Raw genomic sequence first — 20,754 nt, forward strand, 5'->3', positions numbered from 1 at the left:
GCTGCGTACCTCCTGCTGTGGTGTGACGGGGCGGGACTCCGTGCGCGGGCCCGCCTTGCCCCCGGTCCAGTAGATCATTCCGGGGGCGGGGGCGGCTGCGAACGCGAGTGCGGAACGCGACGGCGGATCCGGTGTCCGCTCAGGCGGCGAGGGTCTGCTTCAGGGCGGCGAGACCATCGCTGAAGATGCCGTGGAACAAGGCGACGACCTCTTCCTCCTCGACACCCACCGGCGTGAAGACGCCGGACCACTCCACCCGCGACACATCCTGGCCGGGCACCTCGTGCACCGCGAGAGTGGCGACGTAGTCGGTGGCGGGGAAGGGGGCCTTGAGGATGGAGTAGCTGTAGGTGCACGCCTTCTCGTCGAAGGTCAGCAGCCGCTCGACGATGACGCCGCCGTCCTCACTCGTGAGGCTGCGGACGCGGCCGCCCTCGCTGGATTCGCTGGCGGGGATGAACGGCAGCCAGTCGGGCAGCGAGTCGAAGCCGCCGATGAGCTGCCAGACACGGTCGGCCGGTACGGGGATCTCGATGGACGCGGAGGTGGAAGCCATGGTTGCTCCTTGAGAGGGGTACGGGGTTGTGGGCGGGGGCAGTTGGCGGGTCAGGCGGTGGGCACGGGCGCGTCGGCGGCGATCAGCTGCTCCGCGCGCAGGTCCGCCCAGAACGCGGCCGGGACCTTCTCGCCCAGCGCTGCGACGTCCTCGGCGATGCGGCTCGGCCTGGTGGCGCCGGGGATCGCCGCCACCGTCGCCGGGTGGGCGAGGGAGAACTGCAGGGCGGCGGACTTGATGCCGACGCCGTGCCGCTCGGTGAGCGCCTTGATGCGCTCGACCTTGGCGACGATCTGCGTGGGCGCCTTCTGGTACTCGAAGTGCTGCCCGCCCGCGAGGATGCCCGAGCTGTAGGGCCCGCCCACGACGACGTCGACGTCCCGCGCGGCGGCGGCCGGCAGCAGGCGCTGGAGGGCGCGGTCGTGGTCGAGGAGGGTGTAGCGGCCCGCGAGGAGGAACGCGTCGGGCTTCGGCTCGTCCAGGTCGAGGGTGAGTTCGAGCGGCTCCACGCGGTTGACGCCAAGGCCCCAGGCCTTGATGACACCCTCGTCGCGCAGTCGGTCCAGGGTGCGGAAAGCGCCCGTACGGGCCTGCTCATAGGCGGCCAGCCATTCGTCGCCGTAGAAGTCCTGCGCGACATCATGCACCCACACGATGTCGAGCCGGTCCGTCCTGAGCCGCTTCAGGCTGTCCTCGATGGAGCGGAGGGTGGCGTCGGCCGTGTAGTCGTTGACGATCTTGTTCGGGCGGCCGTGCTCGAAGAGGCCGCCCTTCTCGCCGAGGTCGCGCGCGGCCGGGTCCTCGACCTCGTCCAGGATGACGCGGCCGACCTTCGTGCTCAGGACGTATGCGTCGCGGGGGTGGCCGGCGAGGACGTCGCCGAGGCGGATCTCGGAGAGGCCCGCGCCGTAGAAGGGGGCAGTGTCGAAGTAGCGGATGCCCTGGTCCCAGGCGGCCTCGACGGTGGCCGCGGCCTCTTCGTCGGGGATGGCGCGGAACATGTTGCCGAGCGGGGCGGTGCCGAAGCCGAGTGCTCCGGGGAGGAGGGACTTGATGCTCATGAGGGGTCCTCGCGATGGCGGGTATCTGATGGGGGTTATCTGGTGTTTCCCGGCGGTTCAGGTGATCCGTCGGCCTTGCGAGTTCGAGGTTAGGATCGATGCTTGAGACTGTCCAAGACTCGCTTGGACACACTTGAGTCCCCCGAGGTCTTACATGCTTGACCTGCGACAACTCCGCTATTTCGTGGCCGTCGCCGAGACCGAACACGTCGGAAGGGCGGCGGAGGCGCTGCACATCTCGCAGTCGCCGCTCAGCCGCCAGATCGCCCAGTTGGAGAAGCAGCTCGGTCTCGTCCTGTTCGAGCGCAGCCAGCAGCGCATCCGCCTCACGGCCGACGGCCGGGTCTTCCTGAGCGAGGCCCGCGCCCTGCTGCGGCACGCGGACCGGCTGGAAAACCTCGGCCGCAGGCTCGGGCGCGGCGAGGAGGGCGGACTCTGCATCGGGTACGTGGGCGACGCCATGCACACCGGCGTCCTGCCGGGCGCGCTGCGGAGCCTCCAGGAGGAGCGTCCGGGGATCCACGTCGCGCTCTACAGCCTCTCCACGGCGGAGCAGTTCGAGGGGCTGCGGCAGCGGAGCCTCGACATCGCGCTCGTCCAGGAGCCCCCCGCGAAGGACGATCCGGATCTGCTCGCCGCACCCCTCCTCGAAGACCCGCTGCTGCTCGCCCTGCCGGCACACCATCCGCTGGCCGCGCGGGAGGAGTTGACGCCTGGCGACCTGGACGGCCAGGCGTGGATCGCGGTCGAGAACTCCCAGGATCCGGCCTGGCGTGACGCGTTCCTCGCCTCCTGCGTGGCGTCCGGTTTCACCCCGGACATCCGCCTCGACGCCGCCGAACCGCTCACCGCGCTCGGCCTGGTGGCGTCCGGACTCGGCCTCGCCCTCATCCAGAAGAGCATGGTGCGCGGCACTACGGACGGAGTCGCCGTACGCGAACTGCCCTGGCACAAGGCATCCGTTCACCTCTGGGCGGCGTGGCACTCCATCGACCTGCGCCCGGTGGTCGCGTCCTTCCGTGAGACGGTCCTGGAGGGCGGCACGATCGACTGAGACGCGGACCCGCACACTCCCGAGACGGGGGCCGCTCACGCCCAATAGGACTTCCGCAGGGAGGACTTGGCCAGCTTGCCGGTGGGGGTACGAGGAAGCGACTCCGCGAAGTCCACCGAGCGCGGCGCCTTGTAGTGCGCGAGGCGTTCCCGTACGAACTCGACCAACTCCCGCTCCAGTTCGGGCCCGGTGGCCACCCCGTCGGCCGGTTGCACCACCGCCTTGACCGCCTCCCCCATCTCCGGGTCGGGTACGCCGATCACCGCGACGTCCGCCACCGCCGGATGCAGGACGAGACAGTCCTCGGCCTCCTGCGGATAGACGTTCACGCCACCCGAGATGATCATGAACGCCTTGCGGTCGGTGAGGAAGAGGTAGCCGTCCTCGTCGACGTGCCCGATGTCCCCCGTGGTGGTCCAGTTCGGATGCTCGGGGTGCTGGGCCTCGCGGGTGCGGCCGTCGTCGTTGTGGTAGCGGAAGGGCGTTTCGTCGCGCTCGAAGTAGACGATGCCGGTCTCGCCGGCCGGCAGCGGCGTACCCGTCTCGTCGCAGATCCGCAGCGCGCCGAGGAACCCGTCCCGACCCACGGAGCCCGGCTTGCGCAGCCACTCCTCGGGCGAGATGAACGTGATGCCGTTGCCCTCCGTCGAGGAGTAGTACTCGTACAGGATCGGGCCCCACCACTCCAGCATCCGCCGCTTGACCTCGACGGCGCAGGGCGCGGCGGCGTGGATGGCGGTCGTCATCGAGGACAGGTCGTAGCGCTCGCGCACCTCGGCGGGCAGCTTCAGCATCCGTACGAACATGGTCGGCACCCACTGGCTGTGCGTGACCCGGTGCTTCTCGATGGCGGCGAGAGCGCCTTCCGCGTGGAACGCGTCCATGAGGACGACCGTGCCGCCGAGCGCCGTGACGACCCCGCAGAAGCGCAGGGGCGCCGCGTGGTAGATCGGGGCGGGCGAGAGGTAGACGGTGTCCTCGCCGAAGCCGTACATGGCCTGGAAGATCAGCACGTAGGTGCTCGGCTCGTCGCGCACGTCACCCTCGGGCAACGCGGGCTTGATGCCCTTGGGGCGGCCCGTGGTGCCGGAGGAGTAGAGCATGTCGGTGCCGCGCGGCTGGTGGGCGGGCGGTTCGGCGGACGCGGCTTCCAGGGCCTTCTCGTACGTTCCGTCGTCGAGACCGAGCACGATCGGCGGCCCGCCCGCCATCTCCCGCACGGCCGCGCCGAGTTCGGTCAGCGACCCGGAGACGATCAGCGCCTTCGCCCCGCAGTCCTTCACGATGTACGCGGCTTCGTCCGTGGTGAGGTGATGGTTGACGGCGGTCAGATAGAGACCCGAGCGCAGCGCCGCCCAGTAGACCTCAAGGGCGCGCGGGTCGTTGTCGCAGAGGAGGGCGAAGTGGTCGCCCCGACGCAGACCTGCGGCCCGCAGATGATCCGCGAGCCGCAGGGAGCGTTCTTCGAGTTGTCCGTAGGTGAGGGTCCGTGTGCCGTCGGCGGTGACGACGGCCAACCTGGCGGGGTCGTACGCTCCCGGATGCATGCGGCGACGGTACAGGAGCGCCTTGACGGGACGTCAGACCCCGTAGAGGACCTGGTGGTTCGGCTAGCGATTGACCTTCCGGGTAGCCCGCAGCCACTCCTTGTTCATCGCTGAGATGGAAGGCAACGGGATACCCTTGGGACAGGCAGTGGCGCAGGCGCCAGTAAGCGTGCAGCCGCCGAAGCCTTCCTCGTCCATCTGCGCCACCATGTCCAGGACCCGCGTCTCGCGCTCCGGCGCACCCTGCGGCAGGACGTTCAGGTGGTTGACCTTGGCCGAGGTGAACAGCATCGCCGAGCCGTTGGGACAGGCGGCCACGCACGCCCCACAGCCGATGCACTCCGCGTGCTCGAACGCGAAGTCCGCGTCCGGCTTCGGCACGGGCGCCGCGTGCGCCTCGGGTGCCGCGCCGGTCGGGGCGCTGATGTAGCCGCCGGACTGGATGATCCGGTCGAAGGCGGAGCGGTCCACGACCAGGTCCTTGACCACCGGGAAGGCCGAGGCGCGCCACGGCTCGATGTCGATCGTGTCGCCGTCGTCGAAGGACCGCATGTGCAGCTGGCAGGTGGTGGTGCGCTCGGGCCCGTGCGCGTCGCCGTTGATGACGAGCGAGCACGCGCCGCAGATGCCCTCGCGGCAGTCGTGGTCGAAGGCGACGGGGTCGTCGCCCTTGACGATGAGCTCTTCGTTGAGGGTGTCCAACATCTCCAGGAAGGACATGTCGGACGAGATGCCGTCTACTTCGTACGTGGACATGGCGCCGTCGGCGTCGGCGTTCTGCTGGCGCCAGACGCGCAGGGTGAGCTTCATGCGTAGCTCCGCTGAGTGGGGTGGACGTACTCGAAGACGAGGTCTTCCTTATGAAGGACGGGGGCATCACCGGTGGCGGTGAACTCCCAGGCGGCGGCGTACGAGAACTCCTCGTCCACGCGTGCCGCCTCGCCGTCCGGCGTCTGCGACTCCTCGCGGAAGTGGCCGCCGCAGGACTCGGCGCGGTGCAGGGCGTCGAGGCACATCAGCTCGGCGAGCTCCAGGTAGTCGACGATGCGGTTCGCCTTCTCCAGGGACTGGTTGAACTCCTCGCCGGTGCCGGGGACCTTGAGGCGGCGCCAGAACTCCTCGCGGATCTGCGGTATGCGCTCCAGGGCCTTGCGCAGCCCCGTCTCCGTACGGGCCATGCCGCAGAACTCCCACATCAGCTCGCCGAGTTCACGGTGGAAGGAGTCGGGGGTGCGGTCGCCGTCGACGGCGAGGAGCTTCGCGAGCCGCTCCGAGGTCTCGTCGAGAACTTCCCGTACGGCGGGGTGTTCGTCGGAGACCTCCTCGTGGTGCGGATTGCGCGCGAGGTAGTCGTTGATCGTGGACGGCAGAACGAAGTAGCCGTCTGCGAGGCCCTGCATCAGGGCCGAGGCGCCGAGCCGGTTCGCGCCGTGGTCGGAGAAGTTGGCCTCACCGATCGCGAACAGGCCGGGGACGGTGGTCTGCAGGTCGTAGTCGACCCAGAGTCCGCCCATCGTGTAGTGCACGGCGGGATAGATCCGCATCGGCGTCTCGTACGGGTTCTCCGCGGTGATCCGCGCGTACATGTCGAAGAGGTTGCCGTACTTCTCCTCGACGGCCTTCTTGCCCATGCGCTTGATGGCGTCGGCGAAGTCGAGATAGACGCCCTGACCGCCGGGGCCGACCCCGCGGCCCTCGTCGCACACGTTCTTGGCGGCGCGCGAGGCGATGTCGCGGGGCACGAGGTTGCCGAAGGCGGGGTAGATGCGCTCCAGGTAGTAGTCGCGCTCGTTTTCGGGGATCTGGTTGGCCGGACGGTCGTCGCCCTGCGCCTTCGGGACCCAGATGCGGCCGTCGTTGCGCAGCGACTCACTCATCAGCGTCAGCTTCGACTGGTGGTCGCCGGTGCGCGGAATGCACGTGGGGTGGATCTGTGTGAAGCAGGGGTTGGCGAAGTAGGCACCCCGCCGGTGGGCCCGCCACACGGCCGTGGCGTTGGAGTTCATGGCGTTCGTCGACAGGTAGAAGACGTTGCCGTAGCCGCCGGAGGCAAGGACCACCGCGTCGGCGAAGTACGTCTCGATCTTGCCGGTGATCAGGTCGCGGGCGACGATGCCGCGGGCGCGCCCGTCCACGACGATGACGTCGAGCATCTCGGTGCGCGGATGCATCTCGACGTTCCCGGCCGCGATCTGCCGCGAGAGCGCCTGGTAGGCGCCCAGGAGGAGCTGCTGGCCCGTCTGGCCGCGCGCGTAGAACGTCCGGGAGACCTGTACGCCGCCGAAGGAGCGGGTGTCGAGCAGGCCGCCGTACTCGCGGGCGAACGGCACGCCCTGCGCGACGCACTGGTCGATGATCTCCACCGAGATCTGTGCGAGGCGGTGCACGTTGGACTCGCGGGCGCGGAAGTCGCCGCCCTTGACGGTGTCGTAGAAGAGGCGGTGCACGGAGTCGCCGTCGTTGCGGTAGTTCTTCGCGGCGTTGATGCCGCCCTGCGCGGCGATGGAGTGGGCTCGGCGCGGTGAGTCCTGGTAACAGAACTGCACGACGTGGTAGCCCTGTTCGGCGAGCGTGGCGCCGGCGGAGCCACCCGCGAGGCCGGTGCCGACGACGATCACGGTGTGCTTGCGGCGGTTGGCGGGGTTGACCAGCTTGGCCTCGAAGCGGCGGGTGTCCCAGCGCTCGGCGACGGGCCCTGCCGGGGCCTTGGTATCGGCCACCGGCTCCCCGGTCGCGTAATCGGCGTACTCACGGGAGGCGTGATCACGGGAGGAATTCATGGGCTAGCTCACCACTCCGGTCATGACGGCCACGGGGACGACGACGAAGCCCGCCGTCAGGACGAACGCGACGCCATTGGCGATGATCTTGAGGGCGCGGTCGCGGGTCGCCCTGCCCGCGCCGAGGGTCTGCGCGGCGCTCCAGAGCCCGTGGCGGACGTGGAAGCCGAGGGCGACGACGGCGACGATGTAGACGGCGTTGCCGTACCACGTGGAGAACGTGTCGATGATGTTCTGGTACGGGTGCAGGTGCTCGTAGCCACCCGGGTGCACGGTGCCGGTCGTCAGGTCCAGGATGTGCCAGACGATGAACAGGGCGAGGATGATCCCGCCCCAGCGCATCGTGCGCGTGGCGAAGCTCTTGCCCGCCTTCTTGTTGACGTACTTGGCGGGGCGCGCCCTGATGTCACGGCGGCTGAGCTGGTACGCGGAGACGGCGTGCGCGACCACGGCGACGACGAGGACGACACGGATCAGCCAGAGCGTCCACTCGTAGTGCATGAACGGCTCGCCGACCGTGCGCAGCCAGTGGGCGTAGTGATTGAGCTCCTCCGGCCCGAAGAAGATCTTCAGGTTTCCGATCATGTGGGCGATCAGGTAGAGCAGCATGATCAGGCCGCTCACCGCCATCACTGTCTTCTTGCCGACGGACGAGTCCCAGATCGTGCGCGTCATCGACGACCGTTTTCGGTCCGTCCGCGTTGCCAGAGCCATGGGACCGACGCTAAGGCCGAAGGTCCCGATCGGTCCAAGAGATGGATCAGCTCATCTCGATAGCGATTGGCTATCATCGGCCGTACGCTGCGTGTATGCAGTTCCAGCAGCTCCTCTACTTCGTCGCGGTGGCCGAGACCCGGCACTTCACCCGGGCCGCCGAGCAGGTCCACGTCTCCCAGCCCTCGCTCTCCCAGCAGGTCCGCGCCCTGGAGAAGGAGCTGGGCGCCGAGCTGTTCAGCAGGGCCCGCGGCAACATCGCCCTGACCGACGCGGGCGAGGCGCTGCTGCCGCTGGCCCGCAGGATCCTCGCGGACGCCGACACCGCGCGGATCGAGGTCCAGGAGCTGGCACAGCTGCGGCGCGGCCGGATCCGCCTGGGGGCGACGCCCAGCGTCTGCACCGGTCTGCTGCCCGAGGTCCTTCGCGCCTTCCACGACCAACACCCCGGCATCCAGCTCCTTCTCGAGGAGAGCGGCTCCCACGACCTCGTGCGCGAGCTGGCGCGCGGCGCCCTGGATCTGGCCGTCGTCGTGCTGCCGCTGCCGAGCCCGTCGCCCGCCCTGACCACCGTGGAGCTGCTGCGTGAGGACCTGGTCGTGGTGTCGTCGCCGGACGCGCCGGGGTTCGGCGGCAGGACGGTGCGCGTCGCGGATCTGCAGCGGGAGCGTCTGGTGATGTTCCGGCACGGCTACGACCTGCGGGAGCTGACGGTCGCCGCCTGCCGCGCCGAGGGGTTCGAGCCCGAATTCGCGGTCGAGGGCGGCGAGATGGACGCGGTCCTCGGCTTCGTGCGGGCCGGGCTCGGGGTGGCGGTCGTGCCGCGCATGGTGGCCGAGCGCGCCGGGCGCGGCCTGCGGATGACCGCGTTGGCCCGCCCTGCCCTGCACCGCACGATCGCGCTGGCCCACCGCAGCGATGTGGCTCCGCCGCGGGCTGCACGGGAGCTGCAGAGGATGCTGCTGGAGCGGTGAGCGACAGCGCCCCTTCAGGGGCGCGGGGAACTGCGCGACCAGTCCCCACCGGCCCGCAGGTTCCGGTGGAGCTAGCGCGCGTCAGGCAGACCGCCGGTCTCCGGATTCCGGATCGTCAGGCAGTACGTCCCGCCCGCCGGGTCCCGCATCACGATCCAGTGCGGGCCGCGCCACACGGTCTCGGCGCCGAGCCGCTCATGCCGGACGCGGTCCGCGTCGAGGTCGGAGCAGGAGAAGTCCAGGTGCGCTCCGGCGGATCCGTCATCGTCGAGGCGCTGGAGCAGGATCCGCATCGGCAGCCGCGGGTCGGGCTCGACGAGGTGGAACTCGGGGCGCGAACCGGGGCGGTCGGACCACCCCGTGAAGGCGGGCCAGAACGCCTTCTCCGCCTCGAACACCGCAGGCGGCACGTCGAGGCACACCTGGTCGAGGCGGCTCGTGGTGCCGTCCGCCTGGGCGAGCGGCACGGGGCGTACCCGCTCGCCCTGCCACTTCACCACGCAGAACAACTGCCCGCCCGGAGAGCGCAGGACCTCAAGGCCCTCCTCCGCGAAGACCGGCGTGGCCCCGAGCGCGCGGGCCTCGCCCGCCTTGGCGACCACGTCGTCCACGGCGAAGTCGAGATGCGCGCCGCCTGGGCCGCCGACGGCCTGCGCCTTGAGGATGGCGTCGGCCCCGTCCGGCAGCAGCGTCACGAACTGCTCGTCCTCGCCGCGGAACGCGGAGAGCCGCGTCCCGGTGACCGCCGCCCAGAAGGCGTGCGCCTGCGCGAACCAGTCCTTGGGCCGGTCCACGAAGGCATACACCCACTGGATCGTTCCGGGCGCCATGCTCGTGCTCCTCAGGTCGTCGCGTCCGCGAGGGCCAGCTCGTGCAGCTGGTCCGGCGGGCCGGGCCGTGCGTAGTACCAGCCCTGGGCCGTGTCGCAGCCCAACTCTCGCAGCTGATCCGCCTGGGCGCCCGTCTCCACGCCCTCGACCGTGACCGCGAGGTCCAGGCTGTGGGCGAGCGAGACGATCCCCTCGACGAGCTTCAGATCCCCGGGGTCGGCCGGGAAGTGCTGCATGCCCTGCGTGAAGGAGCGGTCGAGCTTGAGGATGCTCACCGGCAGGCGGCGCAGGTTGGCGAGGTTCGAGTAGCCCGTGCCGAAGTCGTCGAGCGCGATGTCCACGCCCATCTCGGCCAGCCGCCGCAGCGGCTTGAGCAGGTCGTCGTCGGCGCCGATCAGCGCGGACTCGGTCACCTCCAGGCACAGGGCGCCCGGTTCGAGCCCGGCGCGCTCCAGGATCTCCACCGTGTCCGAGACCAGGCCGGGGTGGCTCAGCTGCATGGGCGAGAGGTTGACGTTCACGCGCAGCGGCCCGGCGTCCTTGTGGCGCGCCTCCCACGTACGGGCCTGGCGGACCGACTCCTCCAGGACCCAGCGGCCGAGCGGCACGATCAGACCGGTGTGCTCGGCGAGCGGGATGAACCGGTCGGGGCCGATGATGCCGTGCTGCGGATGCAGCCACCGCACCAGCGCCTCCGCCCCGCGCACGCTGCCGTCACCGAGGTGCACCAGGGGCTGGTACTCGATGAAGAACTCGCCCCGCTCCAGGGCGGCGGGCAGTGCGGTGGTCAGTCCGTGCCGGGTGATGGCGCGGGCGTCGGCCTCGGGGTCGGCGAGCTCGAAGCGGTTGCCGCCCGCGGACTTCGCGCGGTACATCGTGATGTCCGCGCTGCGCAGCACCTCCGCCGCGCCGCGCTCCCCGGCCGGCCCCTCGACGATGCCGATGCTGCCGCGCACGGTCAGTTCCCGGCCCTCGACGCGGATGGGCGTGGAGAGCGCGTGCATGATGCGCCCGGCGAGCTCGTCCACCTCGGCCTCGGTGTCGCGGCCGGTGGTCAGCGCCACGAACTCGTCGCCGCCGAGCCGCGCGACCATCTCGCCGGGGGCGGTGGCGCACGACTGGAGCCGGTCGGCGACCTCGACGAGGAGCCGGTCGCCCGCGGCGTGCCCGAGGCTGTCGTTGACGGTCTTGAAGCCGTCGAGGTCGAGGTAGCAGAGCCCGAACCGGGCGCCGTCGCCCGCCGCGAGGGCCTTCTCCAGGCGCTCGAAGAACAGGGTGCGGTTGGGCAGGCCGGTGAGCGCGTCGTGCGTGGCCTCGTAGCGAAGGCGCAGATTGAGCAGCCGGCGCTCGGTGGTGTCCTCCATCAACGCCAGCTGGTACTGCGGCACTCCGTCCGCGTCACGCAGCAGCGAGACGGTCAGGTTGGTCCACAGGACGGTGCCGTCGGGCCGGTAGAAGGCCTTCTCCACGCGGTAGTGCTCGCGCTCCCCGCGCACCAGCTCCTCGTAGAGCTTCCATACGTGGGGTGAGTCGTCGGGGTGCGTCCAGTTCGCGACGTTGCGTCCGCGCAGCTGGCTCTCCAGGCCGCCGAACATGCGGATCAGCGCGTCGTTCACCTCGAGGACCGTGCCCGTGAGGTCGGCGATGCCGATGCCGATCGCCGCGCCGTGGAAGACGGCACGGAAGCGTGCCTCGCTCGCGTGCAGGGCTTCGGCGACGGCACTGCGGGCGTTCAGGGCCGCCCGGGATATCGCCTCCTGCTCGGCGAGGGTCCGCTCGCGCAGGGCTGCCGCGAACCCCGCGGCCACGGCGTGCTGCACGCGTGCGCACCGGGCCCGCAGCTCCTCCTGGGGGCCGTCGTCGCCGCAGTACAGGACGAGGTAGGCGTCCACGCAGTCGAGCGTGCGGCTGAGCGCCTCGGGGTCGGTGCAGTGCGTACCGACGAGCGCGGCGCCGATCGCCTGGCCCTCGGCGGCGTCGAAGATCCGCTCGTGCAGCGCGGCACGCAACCTCTGGGCCAGCGGCACCAGTTGCAGCTCGAACTCGGGACGGGTCAGCGACGTCGCCGTGACCGGGAAGATCGCGCGGCTCCATATCGTGGCGAACCTGCGCACTCTGCCCTCGGGGCCGTCCGGTTCCCCGCTCATGCCCTGCGCCCAACGCCGGCGAACCCGGAGAAGGAGTACGGATCCTCCTCCTCGGGCGCGGTCTCGGGCCGCCAGCGCGGCATCGGCACGAGGCCGGGTTCCACCATGTCGTATCCCTCGAAGAACCGCGCGATCTCTTCGCGCGAGCGCATGATCAGTGGATTGCGGATGTCCTTGTAGACGCCGACGGCCTGACCGGCCTGCTCGGCGGGGATCGGCATCCCTTCGTACGAGGCGTGCGTGAGGGCGATCACGCTGCCGGGCGCAGTTGCGTCCCGCAGTTCGGCGACCGCTGTGTAGGGATCGTACGCGTCCTCCACGAAATGCAGGACGGCGACGAGGAGAAGGGCCACCGGGCGGTCCAGGTCGAGCAGTCCGTTGACCTCCGAACTGCCCAGAATGTCCTGTGGCTTGCGCAGATCCGCGGCGACGACGGCGGCCTTCTCGTCGCCGTCGAGCACGGCACGGCTGTGCGCGACGGCCACGGCGTCGTGGTCGACGTACACCACACGGGCCTCGGGGTCCGCCCGCCGCGCGACCTCGTGGACGTTGCCGAAGGTGGGGATGCCCGAACCGATGTCGAGGAACTGGGTGATGCCCTCGTCCACGGCGAAACGCACCGCTCGGCGCATGAAGGCACGATTCGCCTGCATGATCTTGGGCAGTCCCGGCATGAACTCCATGGCCCGGCGGGCCGCGTCCCGGTCGACCTCGAAGTTGTGCGAACCGCCCAGGTAGTAGTCGTAGATGCGGGACACGCTGGGCATCGTGATGTCGATGCCCTGCGGGGCCCAGGCGGGACGCTCCATCAGGACTCCAAGACGTAGGCGAGACGAGCCGGTGTTCGAAGGTGAGGCTACTGATCGTCCGCCAAGGGAGCGAGTCAAAACGGAAATTGGCCGTCCGTTCTCGGTCACTGCCTGTGGCAAGTGCCGAATATCAACCCAAAGAACCGGTCCGTTCCTCCCCGGGAGGGGGAAAGGAACGGACCGGTAGACCGTACGCGAGGTACTTCTGACCGACCCCCCTTCCTGGCTGACTTCTTCTTCGCACGTGCCCTTCGGCGCCCTGCTTCTGTACCTCTATTTCCTGTACGTCTATTTCCTGTACGCCTACTTCGGGGCGCCGACAGGCTTTCCGTCAGGCCCGGCGGCGTACCAAGTGCCGCCCACGCCCTGACCGTTGGTGTCGCCGGGCTTCTTGTCACCGGCGAAGGTGTAAATCGGCCAGCAGTCGATCGTCTGCTGACGCTGTCCGTCGGGGCGGTCGAAGACGACGAACCCCTTCTTGAGGATTCCCTTGGTGTCGTTCTTCTCGACGGGCGGAACCACCGGCCACTTCTGGAGGCAGGCGCCGGTGCACGCGGACTTCATCGGCCAGGCGGAGTCCTTCGTGAAGCGATAGACGGTCATGCCGTTCTTGTCGACGACGATCTCCCCGAGCTTGGGGTCCTTGCGGGTGGAGAGCCCCGCCGGGTCGACGGGGGCCTTCTCGGCGGGGGGTTCGGCCTCGGCCGCCGGTGCGGCCTTCTTGCCGTCGGGGGCGGAGGCGTACCAAGTGCCGCCCACTCCCTGGCCCTTGGCGTCGCCGGCCTTGGTGTCCTTGGCGTACCGGTACATCGGCCAGCCGTCGATGGTGAGCTGCTTGCTGCCGTCGGACCGGGTGACCTCGCCCAGCAGGGACTTGTCGACGCCGGGCGGGGCGACCACGCCATCGGGCGACGCGACGGGCCAGGTCGTGGCGCAGGCGCCGTCGCAGTTCGACTTGGGGGGCTGGGCGGTGTCCTTGTCGAAGCGGTAGAGCGTGAAGCCCTCGCTGTCGGTGACAACCTTGCCGAGCTTCTTGCTGTCCCAGACAGCGAGCTGACCTGCGGCTTTCGCCTTCCCCGCGCCTTCCTTCGCGTCACCCGTGTCGGCGCCGTAGCCGTCGCCCGCCCCGTATCCGCCCTGCTTGGCCGGGGCCTGGTTGCCCACGTTCTGTCCGGTCGGCGACTGGTCACCCTGGTCCTGACCGCACGCCGTCGTCAGCGCCAGCATGGCCGCGGCCGTCGCTACGAGCGAGGCGCTCCGCCAGGCTCGGGGGGAACCCCCTGATGGATGAAGCATCTCTAACTCCCGCTGTCCGCTTGGGTGTCGCGCCGCTGAGTGCGTCACGCATGGCCCTAGGTACGGGTGGGAACAGCTGATGCGTTCAACCCGGGTGCAAAATTCTTTTGTTCGTCAATCTGACACCCGGCGTCTCCCCCCTTCGGGTCACAGGAGGGCCGTAGCGGCGTGGCAGGGCGACATGCTGCCCATGATCCCTGTCGTGCATGGATCCACTAGAGCCTCGTCCGGCCTGGTCACACGCTTACTGGCGCTTCTGGTGCTGGCCTGGCTGCTCGGTGCGCCGACGGCCGCCGCGGCGCCGGCGATCTCGCCTGCCATCGCGCCCGCCGACAACTGCGCCTATGCCTCGATCGGCGACGATCCCGGCGGTGACGCGGTGGCGGTCGCGGGGGACGGAGTCGTCTGCAGGGCGGGCCCCACCCGGCACCCGAAGCCACCGCCGCCACCACCACCTCCGCCGCCTCCACCACCGCCACCGCCCGCTCCGGCTCCACCGCCCCGCCCGGAGCCACCGGCGCCGCAGCCGCCACCTCCGCCGCCTCCGCCACTGCCCGTGCGCCCGGCCCCTCCTGAGCCCGCGCCGCCCCCGCCGCCGCGTCCGGCACCGAAGCCGAAGCCCACCCCCTCCGTGCGCGCCAAGATCACGCCGGAGCCGGTGAGTTACCCCTCGCAGCGGGCCGCGCCCCGCAAACCGCCGCCACGGGGCGGTCCGTCCCTGGTCACCCTCACCCTGCTCATCACCGCGCCCGCGGTGCTCGCCGTCGCCGCGCTGCGGCCTCGCTGACCGTAGGAGGTCACATGTCGGAATGGCTTGTTCTCACCCTCGCGATGGCAGCCGCGTGCGGCGTCGTCCTGGTCGTCACCTTCCTGCGGCACCGCAGGACGAGTCCGGATTATGACGCTTCGGAGACCCCGGACGTCATCGAGTACATGACGATGATGATCGGCGTGGTGTACGCCATCGTCCTCGGCCTCGCCATCGCCGGTGTCTGGGAGGCCCGCAGCGTCGCCCAGGACCATGTGCACGCCGAGGCCCAGGCGTTGCACGAGGTGTCCGAGCGTGCGCGGGTCTATCCGGCCGACGTACGCGAGCGTATCCGTACGGACGTGCACGCGTACGTCAGCCATGTCGTCACCACCGAGTGGGACTACATGTCCGAGCACGGCGCACTCACCGACCGCGGCTCCCAACTCCTGTCCCGGGTACGCCACGACGTCACCGACTACGAGCCCAAATCCGATTTCGAGGCCCAGGCCTACCAGCCGCTCGTCGACCAGGTCGCCGCCGCCGACGACGCGCGTTCCTCCCGGGGCGACAGTGCCGGGGCGACCATGCCCGGCGTGGTCTGGTTCGGCCTGATCGCGGGCGGTCTCGTCACCATCGGCATGATCTTCGTCCTGCAGATCCGCCGGACCCCGCGCGAACTCGTCCTCGCGGGGCTGTTCTCGGCCTTGTTCGCGTTCCTGCTCTTCCTCATCTGGGACTTCGACGCGCCGTACAGCCGCGGCGTCGCGGCGACTCCGGAGCCCTTCCAGGCGCTGTTCAGCAATCTCGGAAGATGAGGGATGCGCTGCTGCCCCGCCCTCAAGTGCCGGGTGGGGCAGCAGGTCTGGCGTCGGCTCCGGGCTGACGCTCACTCAGCGATGATCGAAGCTACCTGGGTGAGGGAGTCGATCCGCCAGTCCGCGGTTTCGACGAGGGTCGGGTCGTCGGCCCACCAGTGCCCCCAGGGCCCGCGCCGGATGTGCGCCGCCCGCAGCCCGGCGGCCTTCGCGGGGTAGATGTCGTTCGCGGGATGGTCGCCCACGTACAGGGTCTGCTCCGGCGCGGCCTGAGCCACCTCGATCACTCTGGAGAAGAACGTCGGGTCGGGCTTCGCCACGCCCCACTCCCCCGAGGTGACGACGAGGTCGGCGGGCAGATCCAGGGCACGCAGCAGCTCGCCCACGCGGGGCGTCTGGTTCCCCGCGATGACGACCCGCAGACCCTGCTTGCGCAGCCCGCCGAGAGCGGGACGCACATCGGGGTAGAGGTCGGTCTCGGCCAGGTGCTCGCCGCGCCCCGCGACCTCGCGGGCCTGATAGGCGGCGGCGACATCTATGTCCGGGCTCAGCAGCCGCAGCGCTTCGGTGTTGTCGCGGCCCCGCGTGACGACACCTCCCACGAGCGCGGAGACAGTGTGACGGGGCACGCCGAGCCAATCGGCCCAGGACGCCCAGTAGCGGTCATCTTTGGTGAGGGTCTCCCCCACGGCGAACACGACGGTCTCAATCATCGGGCCCAGCCTATGGGCCCACCCCGCCCCGACCGGCCGCCTGGCCCGCGCCGCGCAGGCGGGTTCACGTGTACGCCACGAAGATGCGGCAGAGCCGAGCCATGGACAGCCTCGAACCCACCCGGACCGCGAAGGAGTTGACCGAGGCATGGCACCCCGACGCGCTGGCGCGCCGGTCGGCGGGCGCGCCCGGGGAGGAGGCCGATGCAGGGGGTACCCAGGGCCCCGCCCGGGCTCCGAGCCCGGCTCCGTGGCACCGGCTTCGCACACAGGTCCGTAAACCGGGCTGCGCGGCGGCCTCGCGCGGCGCACTCTGGTGGCATGACCTGGCAGACACCCATCATCGTTCACCCGCCCGCTCCCGACGGCGGACGGCGGATCACCGTGCGCGGGCAGGACGTCGGCGTCGCGCGTGACGACCGCGACCTGGTGGAGTTCCTGCGCCGCGCGGGCCTCGGCGACGCCGACATGGCCCTCGACGACCCCCACCTCGTGGAGTGGCGCGGCGGCGGGGCACATGAATGGGCGAAGAGCTCCTGACCCGGCCTCGGGGTGCGCGTCCCCCGAGCGTCCGCGGGCCCGGACTCCTCTGCGAGGAGGGCGGGTTGAACACGGCCACCTGGTGCGGATCACACTGCGACGTGCGCCGCGGCGGTTTCCGGGAACGTATCCCGGGGCCTTGCCGCCTTGGCCGTCGCCGCGTAGGGCGATGCGGTCATCCGGCGAGCACTCAGCCCGTACCGGCACCGAAGGGGCGGCAACGTGCGAAGCAAGACCGACGAGCGACTCCGGACTGCCTACCGGCGCCCCACCAACTAACGGCAGACGGCACAGGGCAGGACTCGCCCGGTGCCGGTCTGCCCCTCCCGCACGACCCACGCGCAGTCGCAGACGCTGCACCTACCCGTGTTCGAGCCTGGCCCCACCGGAGAGCTCACCCCGCCGCTCTCGCGCCCTCGCCCCAGCCCTCAGCACGAGCTCAGTACCGTCGCCGTGAGAGCGGGACCTGATGTGGGCCGAGCCCGAGTCCTCGGACTCGCCCCGCCTCTCCCGCACACTCGGCACGAGCTCGGTGCAGCCCTCGCGGACGCGACGTAGCAGCCCTCACGGACGCGACGTACCTGACCGGCCGCCCCACGCCTCACTGGGCCCCGCCCCCACGCCCAGCCCAGTCGACCCAGAAGCCGCACTCCCCCTTCGCCGAGCGCGAGCCCCCCAGCTCGCCCCACCCCCTACACGCCCCACCCCCCGAACCCCCTCGCCACCCCCGCGACACCCCGCCCCGTTCCCCTGTCCGGCCCACACCGTTGCCCCGTTCGCGCGGCTGCGATCGCGGGGCGGCAGGGGGGTGCTTAGCGTCTGCGGTATCGAGGTGCATATCAGGTGAAAGCGGAAGAAGGTCCGCGGCTGCTCCTCGGGGACCCGGAGGAATCATCATGCGCGCGATACGCGTCGCCTCGGCCGCTCTGCTCGCCGCCACCACCACCCTGACCCTCACCGCTACGACGGCCTTCGCGGACGACGGCGGCTCCGACAGCAACATCACCTCGTTCGGCTTCCGCGTCACCCCGTCCACCATCGCCGCCGGCGGCCAGGTCACGCTCAGCGTGGACGGCTGCGAGGGCGACGCGACCGTCACCTCCGGCGTCTTCGACGACACCAAGATCACCCAGGGGCAGCAGTCGGCCACCGCGACGGTCTTCGAGGACGCCAAGCCGGGCGCGATGTACGAGGTGACCTTCGACTGCAAGGGCGAGAAGGGGACCACGGACCTCACCATCGCCACGGGCCGGCCCACCCATCACCCCACCTCGCACCCCACCGGCCCGACCCACCACGGGGTCAAGGCAGGCGTCGGCGGCAGTTTCGGCGGGCTCGACCTGCACGAGATCGCCCTCGGCGGCGCCCTGATCGCGGGCACACTCGGCACCGCGTACTACCGGACGCGCCGCCGCACCGGGAACGGCGACTCCTGACTCAACCGCATGCCGCTGCCCGGTCGCCCGCTGCGCTCAGCGGGTGACCGGGCAGCGGCATGCGGCCGGGCCGGGCGCGGACCGCCGCCCGACCGGCACGGAAGGGGGACGCACCGGTCGGGGAGGCGAGGCGGAACGGTTGTCACCCGGCGTGAGCGAGCGGGCGAGCAAGGCAGGAGGCGAGTGGGCGACGCCCTCCGTGCGAGTGACGGGCGTGCCGGTAGCCGGTACCCGACGTCAGAATCCGCGCCCCGCGTTCTCCGAGCGGCGGCGCATCCAGAACACCCCGCCACCGACCAGGGCGACCGTCACCAGCGCCCCGCCGATCGCCATGTCGGTGCCGGTCGCCCCGGAACTGTTGCTGCCGCCGAGACCACCGCGGACACCACCGTGGATGACGGTGAACGCGTCGGGCTTGGTGAGGGTCTTGCCGCCGCAGTGCACGGTGATGCTGTGGGCCCCGGGAGTGGCGTGGTGGTGGATCATGGGGTTCGCGCTGGCCGTGCCGCCGCCCATGGTCCGCAGGTTCGTGTCGGGGAAGGCGTCCGACGTGACCTTGCTGCCAGGGGTGTGGCAGGCCGAACCGTCGACCGTGACCGTCAGCTGTCCCCCGCGGGGGATCACGCTCGGCATGGCGACGATGTTGGACGGGTCGGCCCAGGCCGATGCCGTCGGGGCGGCGAGGCCGACGACGGCACCCGCGGTGACTGCTACCGCGAGGGCACGAGTGGTGCGCATACGAGAAGCACGCATGTGAATCCTCCGCGGAAGACGCCCCGGGGTAACCGTCCCCGGTCGATCGGCGAGAGCGCCTCCCAAACCGACCCTCAGTTGCCCTGCACAGACCCGCATTTCGGCGCTCGGCCGTCCTGGTGAGGCGACACGCCGAAGCGCGCACGCACAAGCCGATATTGCCGCAGGTCACGGACCGTCAGAAATTTCCTGCAGACCGCGACTCGGATGGCGCATGCCCGGTATGGCCGCCACCCGTTCGCTCCCGCTCTGTCGCCCGTCGCGCGCGCCGCGCTTAGCGTTCTTGTACGCGCAACGGACGCGGTTCGAATGCCGCGTTGAGAGGGGATCAGAGAATGCCTTCGTCCCAGCCGGCCGATGAAGAGGAACCGCAGCGGAAGCGCGCGCCGTGGGGCGTGATGGCGCTGGTTCTGCTGACCGGCCTCGCGCTGATCCGGAATGGCTCAGGGGAATTCGACGTGGGTCCTCCGCAGCCGGCGTCGGCCGCCGCGGCGGACCAGGCGCCCGACGGGTCGGGGCAGGGCGTCGCGCCGCTGACGTTCTCGCCCGCCGAACGTGTGGGGATCAAGGGCATCCAGGTGGACGCGCCGGTCGTGCCGGTCGGCCTCGACCAGGACGGCTGGGTGGACGCGCCGCCCCCGGAGGACCCGAACCTGGCCGGCTGGTTCACCGGAGCCGTCTCGCCGGGCGAGCGGGGCACCTCCGTGATCGTCGGCCATGTGGACAATCAGCAGGGCCCTGCTGTCTTCTACGGCCTGGGCTCGCTGAAGAAGGGAAATCGCGTCGAGGTCCTGCGCAGGGACCGCAAGACCGCGGTTTTCGAGATCTATGGAATCGAAGTCTTCGAGAAGAGCAATTTCCCGGGCAGTCGCGTCTACAGCGACAAGGGGGCCCCGGAACTGCGCGTCATCACCTGCGGCGGCGGATTCTCGAAGCGGTCCGGATACGACGGGAACGTCGTCGCTTTCGCCCGCCTGGTGGACGTGCGCTGACGGCGCATGCGGCGGCGGCACACGGCACCGGGCGGGCGAAATCCCGTCCTGCGTTCCGTTACATCCCGTGGCGGCTCGGCACCGTGAGCCGGTAACCGGAATCGATGAGCTCCGGGAGATACGTCCGCAGGGCCTCCACGCTCTGGGAACGGTTGCCGCCCGCGTCGTGCGAGAGCACCACGACGCCGGGCGCCGCACCGGCCCGTACGCGCCGGATGATCGTGGCGGTGCCGGGCTCGGTCCAGTCCAGGGTGTCCACGGTCCAGGCGAGCGGCTCCATGCCGAGGTCGGCGCCGAGCTGGAAGGCGTTGCGGTTCCAGGCACCGTAGGGGGCGCGGAACCAGGCGGGGGGTTCGCCCACGGCGTCCTCGATGACCTCGCAGGTGCGCTCGATCTCCGCGCGCATCGCGTTGCGGCTCATCTTCAGGAGCAGCGGATGCGTCCAGGTGTGGTTGCCGATCACATGCCCGTCGTCGGCCATCTCGCGCAGCAGGTCCTTGTTGTCGACGGCCATCTCGCCGCAGACGAAGAACGTCGCACGAACGTCGTACTTGCGCAGCGTCCTCAGGATGCCCGGCGTGTAGAGGGGGTCGGGCCCGTCGTCGAAGGTCAGCACCATGGTGCGGCCCTGCCCGTCCATGCGCAGGATCGGCGCCTTGCGGACCCGGGGCAGTGCGCGTGCGGCGCGCGGCGGGCCGTTGCCCGCCATGGGCTGGAGGCGGTACGCGGAGGGCTTGAGGGCGGCACGCGCGGCGGGCGGGCCACCGGCCGCCGCACCGCTGGGAGCCGTGGGTCCTGGAGCAGCCGAGCGCTCCGTGCCCGCGCAGCCGGCGGTCGCGGCCAGACCGAAGACAGCGGCGCCGCGCAGGAGCGCGCGACGCCCTGGAGTCATTTGATCCTTTTTCATTACTAATCATTCGCATGGCGGAAGGCCGACACGGCACATCAACACCGGGGCGGGCGCCGAAAGCACCCGATGGGACCAG

Annotated in this window: 20 protein-coding genes; 7 read left to right on the plus strand and 13 right to left on the minus strand. The window is 70.4% G+C overall.

All coding sequences use genetic code 11. The annotated features are described in order from the left end of the window. Positions 1–139: 139 nt before the first annotated feature. Positions 140–556: an SRPBCC family protein gene (locus OG302_RS06435; RefSeq protein WP_371525842.1), complete on the minus strand. Its 417-nt coding sequence runs from the start codon at positions 554–556 to the stop codon at positions 140–142. Positions 557–606: 50 nt separating this feature from the next. Beyond that, entirely contained in the window at positions 607–1,617 is a 1,011-nt protein-coding gene (locus tag OG302_RS06440) for an aldo/keto reductase (RefSeq protein WP_371525843.1), read from the minus strand. Positions 1,618–1,771: 154 nt separating this feature from the next. Between OG302_RS06440 and OG302_RS06445 the strand changes: the two genes are divergently transcribed. Continuing rightward, a complete protein-coding gene (locus OG302_RS06445; RefSeq protein WP_371525844.1) occupies positions 1,772–2,671 on the plus strand; it encodes a LysR substrate-binding domain-containing protein in 900 nt (299 codons plus the stop codon). A 35-nt stretch (positions 2,672–2,706) separates the two neighbouring features. Here OG302_RS06445 and OG302_RS06450 read toward each other — a convergent pair whose 3' ends face one another. From OG302_RS06450 to OG302_RS06465, 4 genes are all read right to left on the minus strand, one after another. Next, positions 2,707–4,218, minus strand: a complete 1,512-nt coding sequence (locus OG302_RS06450; protein WP_371525845.1) for an acyl-CoA synthetase — start codon at positions 4,216–4,218, stop codon at positions 2,707–2,709. A 63-nt stretch (positions 4,219–4,281) separates the two neighbouring features. Beyond that, complete coding sequence (locus tag OG302_RS06455; protein WP_371525846.1) at positions 4,282–5,028, minus strand: succinate dehydrogenase/fumarate reductase iron-sulfur subunit; 747 nt, start codon at positions 5,026–5,028, stop codon at positions 4,282–4,284. Beyond that, the gene (locus OG302_RS06460; protein WP_371525847.1) at positions 5,025–6,998 is read right to left on the minus strand and encodes a fumarate reductase/succinate dehydrogenase flavoprotein subunit; all 1,974 of its coding nucleotides are present in this window, start codon (positions 6,996–6,998) and stop codon (positions 5,025–5,027) included. The genes OG302_RS06455 and OG302_RS06460 overlap by 4 nt, the downstream gene beginning before the upstream one ends. Before the next feature lie 3 nt (positions 6,999–7,001). Next, positions 7,002–7,673, minus strand: coding sequence for a succinate dehydrogenase (locus tag OG302_RS06465; protein ID WP_371750029.1), 672 nt, complete (start codon positions 7,671–7,673; stop codon positions 7,002–7,004). Positions 7,674–7,807: 134 nt separating this feature from the next. Between OG302_RS06465 and OG302_RS06470 the strand changes: the two genes are divergently transcribed. Continuing rightward, positions 7,808–8,686, plus strand: coding sequence for a LysR family transcriptional regulator (locus OG302_RS06470; protein ID WP_371525848.1), 879 nt, complete (start codon positions 7,808–7,810; stop codon positions 8,684–8,686). Between the two features lie 71 nt (positions 8,687–8,757). Here the strand turns inward: OG302_RS06470 and OG302_RS06475 are convergent, their stop codons facing one another. The 4 genes from OG302_RS06475 to OG302_RS06490 form a co-directional block, all read right to left on the minus strand. Then, positions 8,758–9,516, minus strand: coding sequence for a VOC family protein (locus OG302_RS06475; protein ID WP_371525849.1), 759 nt, complete (start codon positions 9,514–9,516; stop codon positions 8,758–8,760). Positions 9,517–9,527: 11 nt separating this feature from the next. Beyond that, the gene (locus tag OG302_RS06480) at positions 9,528–11,663 is read right to left on the minus strand and encodes a putative bifunctional diguanylate cyclase/phosphodiesterase (RefSeq protein WP_371525850.1); all 2,136 of its coding nucleotides are present in this window, start codon (positions 11,661–11,663) and stop codon (positions 9,528–9,530) included. Next, positions 11,660–12,472 carry an SAM-dependent methyltransferase gene (locus OG302_RS06485; RefSeq protein WP_371525851.1) on the minus strand — a complete coding sequence of 271 codons (813 nt, stop codon included), beginning with the start codon at positions 12,470–12,472 and terminating at the stop codon, positions 11,660–11,662. Before OG302_RS06485 ends, OG302_RS06480 begins: the two co-directional genes overlap by 4 nt. Before the next feature lie 303 nt (positions 12,473–12,775). Next, positions 12,776–13,768: an SCO0930 family lipoprotein gene (locus OG302_RS06490; RefSeq protein ID WP_371525852.1), complete on the minus strand. Its 993-nt coding sequence runs from the start codon at positions 13,766–13,768 to the stop codon at positions 12,776–12,778. Between the two features lie 202 nt (positions 13,769–13,970). Here OG302_RS06490 and OG302_RS06495 point away from each other — a divergent pair, with 202 nt between their 5' ends. Both OG302_RS06495 and OG302_RS06500 read left to right on the plus strand, forming a co-directional pair. Then, positions 13,971–14,555, plus strand: a complete 585-nt coding sequence (locus OG302_RS06495; RefSeq protein ID WP_371525853.1) for a hypothetical protein — start codon at positions 13,971–13,973, stop codon at positions 14,553–14,555. Between the two features lie 14 nt (positions 14,556–14,569). Continuing rightward, positions 14,570–15,334 (plus strand): hypothetical protein, encoded by a 765-nt coding sequence (locus OG302_RS06500; RefSeq protein WP_371525854.1) that lies wholly within the window; start codon positions 14,570–14,572, stop codon positions 15,332–15,334. 71 nt (positions 15,335–15,405) lie between these two features. Here OG302_RS06500 and OG302_RS06505 read toward each other — a convergent pair whose 3' ends face one another. Next, a complete protein-coding gene (locus tag OG302_RS06505; protein ID WP_371525855.1) occupies positions 15,406–16,047 on the minus strand; it encodes an HAD family hydrolase in 642 nt (213 codons plus the stop codon). Between the two features lie 321 nt (positions 16,048–16,368). Here OG302_RS06505 and OG302_RS06510 point away from each other — a divergent pair, with 321 nt between their 5' ends. Both OG302_RS06510 and OG302_RS06515 read left to right on the plus strand, forming a co-directional pair. Continuing rightward, positions 16,369–16,587: a hypothetical protein gene (locus OG302_RS06510; protein ID WP_371525856.1), complete on the plus strand. Its 219-nt coding sequence runs from the start codon at positions 16,369–16,371 to the stop codon at positions 16,585–16,587. Between the two features lie 896 nt (positions 16,588–17,483). Then, entirely contained in the window at positions 17,484–18,023 is a 540-nt protein-coding gene (locus OG302_RS06515; protein WP_371525857.1) for a hypothetical protein, read from the plus strand. 237 nt (positions 18,024–18,260) lie between these two features. Here the strand turns inward: OG302_RS06515 and OG302_RS06520 are convergent, their stop codons facing one another. Then, positions 18,261–18,761 (minus strand): hypothetical protein, encoded by a 501-nt coding sequence (locus OG302_RS06520; protein WP_361831574.1) that lies wholly within the window; start codon positions 18,759–18,761, stop codon positions 18,261–18,263. A gap of 350 nt (positions 18,762–19,111) precedes the next feature. On the opposite strand from OG302_RS06520, the gene OG302_RS06525 reads away from it, so the two are divergent. Continuing rightward, positions 19,112–19,768 (plus strand): class F sortase, encoded by a 657-nt coding sequence (locus OG302_RS06525; RefSeq protein ID WP_371525858.1) that lies wholly within the window; start codon positions 19,112–19,114, stop codon positions 19,766–19,768. A 58-nt stretch (positions 19,769–19,826) separates the two neighbouring features. Here the strand turns inward: OG302_RS06525 and OG302_RS06530 are convergent, their stop codons facing one another. Next, entirely contained in the window at positions 19,827–20,675 is an 849-nt protein-coding gene (locus OG302_RS06530) for a polysaccharide deacetylase family protein (RefSeq protein ID WP_371525859.1), read from the minus strand. Positions 20,676–20,754 lie beyond the last annotated feature (79 nt).

It is taken from the genome of Streptomyces sp. NBC_01283, from assembly GCF_041435335.1.
Taxonomy (GTDB): domain Bacteria; phylum Actinomycetota; class Actinomycetes; order Streptomycetales; family Streptomycetaceae; genus Streptomyces.